This window comes from Micromonospora sp. NPDC049799, assembly GCF_040656655.1.
Classification (GTDB): domain Bacteria; phylum Actinomycetota; class Actinomycetes; order Mycobacteriales; family Micromonosporaceae; genus Micromonospora.
Genome location: NZ_JBFAMU010000403.1, coordinates 1 through 4,446, shown reverse-complemented (window position 1 = coordinate 4,446; position 4,446 = coordinate 1). Strand labels below are relative to the sequence as shown.

Genomic DNA, 4,446 nt, shown 5'->3' with positions numbered 1-4,446 from the left:
TGCGGCGCGTACGCTCCCGCCCGGTACAGCTCGCGGTAGCGGGGCACCAGGTGGGGGAACTCCCGGCCGATCCAGTGCGCGTACCACTCCCGGGCTCGGGCACCAGCTCGACGCGCTGGACCGGGGCGACGCCGCGCACCTTCAGGGTGCCCGGGTGTGGGCGGCGGGGGAGCCGGCCGAGCGGGGCCGTCTCGGCATGTGCGGCCTGCTGGACACCTACCCGGCCGGCGGCTGACCGGCCCGGCCGAGGGCGCTTCGCAAACAGATCCAGGAAAGCCCTTGCCTGAGGGAAAACCGCGCCCTACGCTCCCAGGAAAGCGTTTGCCTGACTCGCCGACCCGGCCCGGTCCCACGGGACATTCCCGGGCTCGAAGGAGGATCCGCGTGACCGAGAACGCTCTGGACACCGGGGGCCGCCGGCCCGTCGCGCCGGCGGCCGGAACACCCGGCGACCGGGTCGGTGAGCCGGACCCGGCCGACCACACCACCACCCCGGCCGCGACCGGGGCACCGGCCGGGCGCCCGCCCGGTCCCGGCCTCGGCCGGCGGCTCACCACCCTCGCCGACGCCCTGTGGCGTCCCGCCCTCGTGCTGGCGGCGGTCTTCGCCGCCTGGTGGTTCGTCGCCGCCCGCGAGTACGTGCCGAACTACCTCGTCCCCACCCCCGGTCAGGTGTGGACGACGATGACCACCCAGTGGTCCGAACTGGCCCGGCACACCCTGGTCACCCTCTACGAGACGGTCCTCGGCTTCGTCCTCGCCGCCGCGCTGGGCCTGGCCACCGCCGTCGCCATCGCCTACTCCCGCACCCTGGACAAGGCGCTCTACCCGATCGTCCTCTTCGCACAGGTCATCCCGAAGATCGCCATCGCGCCGCTGCTGGTGGTGTGGTTCGGGCTAGGTCTGGCACCGAAGGTCATCCTGGCCGTGCTCATCGCGTTCTTCCCGGTGGTGATCTCCGGGGTGGCCGGCCTGCGCTCCACCGACCCGGAGCTGCTCGACCTGGCGTCCACCATGGGTGCCGGTCCGTGGCGCACGTTCCGCAAGATCCGGTTTCCCAACGCCCTGCCGCACCTGATGGCCGGCCTCAAGGTCGCCGTCACCCTCGCCGTGGTCGGTGCCGTGGTCGGCGAGTTCGTCGGCGCCAGCGAAGGGCTCGGCTACGTCCTGCTGCTGGCCAACGGCAACCTCGACTCGGCGCTGCTCTTCGCCGACCTGATCCTCATGTCCGCCATCGGCATCGTCCTGTTCGTCCTCGTCGAGATCGCCGAGGCGCTGCTCATCCCGTGGCACGCCAGCCGCCGCACCGGCGTGCCGCTCACCACCTCCTGACCACCCGCAGATCCGCGCACCCTCCCGAGTTCCTCACCAGCACGGAGGCACCGATGAAGCGCACCGCCACCGCCCTGCTCCTGTCCACCGCCCTGCTGTTCGCCGCCACCGGCTGTGGCGACGACGACTCCGCCGACGCCGGCGGGGCCGGCGGGAACAAGAGCGTCACCCTGACCCTCAACTGGGTTCCCTACGGCGAGCACGCACCCTTCTACTACGGCCTGGAGAAGGGCTTCTACGCCGCCGAGGGCATCGACCTGAAGATCCAGCCCGGCAACGGCTCCGGCAACACCATCAAGCAGGTCGCCCAGAAGCAGACCGAGTTCGGCTGGGCGGACAGCCCGGCGCTGCTGAAGTCCGTCGCCAGCGGCATGCCGGTCCGCAGCCTGGGCTCGTACCTGGAGAAGGGCCCCGCCTCGGTGGAGTTCTTCGCCGACAAGAACATCAAGACCCCCGCCGACCTCAAGGGCAAGACCGTCGGCGGCACCCCCGGCGACGCCCTCTACGCCACCTTCCCGGCCTGGCTGGAGAAGAACGGCCTGAAGCAGAGTGACGTCAAGGTGGTCAACGTCGACGCGGCCGGCAAGATCGCCGCGCTGGCCGAGGGCAAGGTCGACGCCATCATGGGCTTCTTCCACGACCAGGCACCGACCATCGAGAACAAGACCGGCAAGAAGGTCGACGTGCTGCTCTTCGCCGACTACGGGATGAACCTGCTCGGCACCGGCCTGGTGGCCAACACGGAGACCCTCGAGAAGGACCCGGAACTGGCCCGCAAGTTCGTCCGGGCGACCCAGAAGTCCTGGACCGAGGCCGCGAAGGACGCCCCCGGCGCGGTCTCCGCGATGAGCGAGCTGGCCGAGAACGAGCCGCCTGCCGAGGTGCTCACCAAGCAGCTCGCCCTCGCCCTGCCGCTGATCGGCACCGACGCCGCCCCCGGCGTCAACACCGACGCCCAGTGGAGCGAGACCGTCGACCTGATGGCCCGCTACGCGGAGCTGAAGAACCCGGGTGCGCCCACCGCGTACTGGGACGCCTCCTACGCGGCTCAGGGCTGACCGGTGACCGCCAGCGCGCCGGTACGGACCGGCACCGCCATCGACATCTCCGGGGTGAGCGTCCGGTTCACCTCGAAGCGGTCGCAGACCACCGCCCTGGACGACGTCTCGCTGCACATCACCCCGGGTGAGTTCGTCACCATCGTCGGCCCGTCGGGCTGCGGCAAGTCGACGCTGCTGAAGATCGTGGCCGGACTGGTCCGGCCCACCAGCGGCGACGTGTCGCTGATGGGCCGGCCGGTCGCCGGTCCGCAGAAGGACATCGGTTTCGTCTTCCAGCGGGCCGCCCTGCTGGAGTGGCGCGGAGCGCGGGCCAACATCCTGCTCCAGGCGGAGATGCGGGGCATGGACCGTCGCGTCGCCGCCGAGCGCGCCGACGCCCTGATCGAGATGACCGGGCTGCGGGGCTTCGAGAAGGCCCTGCCGCACGAGCTGTCCGGCGGCATGCAGCAGCGGGTGGCCCTGTGCCGCGCGCTGCTGCACGCCCCGCCGGTCCTGCTCATGGACGAGCCGTTCGGCGCCCTCGACGCCCTCACCCGGGAGCAGATGAACGCCGAACTGAACCGGATCTGGCGGGAGACCGGCACCACCGTGGTGCTGGTGACCCACTCGATCGCCGAGGCGGTCTTCCTCGGCACCCGGGTGGTGCTGATGAGCCCTCGACCCGGGCGCATCCTGCGCACCTTCGACGTCGACCTGCCCGCGCACCGCGACTACGCCCAGGTCATGTCGGACTCCCGCTTCGACCGCCTCGCCACCGACCTGCGCGGGTTGCTCGGCAGCGTTGCCGCGAACCACTGAGCAGGCCACCCGTACGACGGAAGGATCACCATGACCCGCAGGTCGATCGGCATCATCGTCAACGGCGTCACCGGCCGGATGGGCTACCGCCAGCACCTGGTGCGCTCCCTACTGGCCATCCGCGAACAGGGCGGCGTGCCCCTGGCCGACGGGACGACCCTCTGGCCGCACCCGGTGCTGGTCGGGCGGAACGCCACCAAGCTCCGGGAGATCGCCGAGCGGCACGGCCTGGACGACTGGACCACCGACCTGACCGGTGCCCTCGCCCGCGAGGACGTCGAGATCTACTTCGACGCCCAGGTCACCCAGCAGCGGGAGAAGGCGATCCGGGCCGCGCTGGAGGCCGGCAAGCACGTCTACACCGAGAAGCCCCTCGCCGAGGAGACCGGCGGCGCGCTGGACCTGGCCCGTGCGGCCCGCGCCGCCGGCGTCCGGACCGGCGTGGTCCAGGACAAGCTCTTCCTGCCCGGGCTGCGCAAGCTGAAGCGCCTCATCGACGGGGGCTTCTTCGGCCGAATCCTGTCGGTGCGCGGCGAGTTCGGCTACTGGGTGTTCGAGGGGGACTGGCAACCCGCCCAGCGTCCCTCCTGGAACTACCGGTCCGAGGACGGCGGCGGCATCGTCGTCGACATGTTCCCGCACTGGCAGTACGTGCTGGAGGAGCTGTTCGGGCGGGTGCGGTCGGTCTCCTGCGTCACCGCCACGCACGTCCCCGAGCGCGTCGACGAGGCCGGCCGCACCTACCGGGCGACCGCCGACGACGCCGCGTACGGGATCTTCGAACTCGACGGCGGGGCGGTCGCCCAGCTCAACTCGTCGTGGTGCGTGCGGGTGCACCGCGACGAGCTGGTCGAGTTCCAGGTCGACGGCACCGAGGGCAGCGCGGTGGCCGGCCTGCGCACCTGCCGGACGCAGCACCGGGCGGTCACCCCGAAGCCGGTGTGGAACCCCGACCTGCCCGTCACCGAGGACTTCCGGGCGCAGTGGACCGAGGTGCCGGACAACGACGACTTCGACAACGGCTTCAAGGTGCAGTGGGAGGCGTTCCTGCGGCACGTCGCGGTCGGGGAGCCGTTCCGCTGGGATTTCCTGGCCGGCGCGCGCGGCGTCCAGCTGGCCGAGCTGGGGCTGCGGTCGGCCCGCGAGGGTCGCCGGCTCGAGGTGCCGGAGCTGGAGCTGTGAACCCGATGGAGGTGCGGCTTCCCGGCGGGGTCCGGCACCGGCTGCGCGGCGGGGCCGGCCACCCGCGTCCTGC

Annotated in this window: 4 protein-coding genes and 1 pseudogene; all 5 read left to right on the top strand. The window is 71.7% G+C overall.

The genetic code is table 11. From position 1 onward, the window contains the following. Nucleotides 1-235: pseudogene (locus AB0I76_RS23180) on the top strand (hypothetical protein); the annotation flags it as partial. A gap of 149 nt (nucleotides 236-384) precedes the next feature. Further along, a complete protein-coding gene (locus AB0I76_RS23175) occupies nucleotides 385-1,332 on the top strand; it encodes an ABC transporter permease (protein WP_357039075.1) in 948 nt (315 codons plus the stop codon). A 53-nt stretch (nucleotides 1,333-1,385) separates the two neighbouring features. Continuing rightward, nucleotides 1,386-2,390, top strand: coding sequence for an ABC transporter substrate-binding protein (locus tag AB0I76_RS23170; protein ID WP_357039073.1), 1,005 nt, complete (start codon nucleotides 1,386-1,388; stop codon nucleotides 2,388-2,390). Nucleotides 2,391-2,393: 3 nt separating this feature from the next. Further along, nucleotides 2,394-3,191 (top strand): ABC transporter ATP-binding protein, encoded by a 798-nt coding sequence (locus tag AB0I76_RS23165; protein WP_357039071.1) that lies wholly within the window; start codon nucleotides 2,394-2,396, stop codon nucleotides 3,189-3,191. A gap of 30 nt (nucleotides 3,192-3,221) precedes the next feature. Further along, the gene (locus AB0I76_RS23160) at nucleotides 3,222-4,373 is read left to right on the top strand and encodes a Gfo/Idh/MocA family oxidoreductase (RefSeq protein WP_357039068.1); all 1,152 of its coding nucleotides are present in this window, start codon (nucleotides 3,222-3,224) and stop codon (nucleotides 4,371-4,373) included. The last annotated feature ends 73 nt before the right edge of the window (nucleotides 4,374-4,446 follow it).

Coding starts and splice junctions, on each gene's coding strand:
- AB0I76_RS23170 (WP_357039073.1), top strand. CDS start 1,386: ATGAAGCGCACCGCCACCGCCCTGCTCCTGTCCACCGCCCTGCTGTTC.
- AB0I76_RS23160 (WP_357039068.1), top strand. CDS start 3,222: ATGACCCGCAGGTCGATCGGCATCATCGTCAACGGCGTCACCGGCCGG.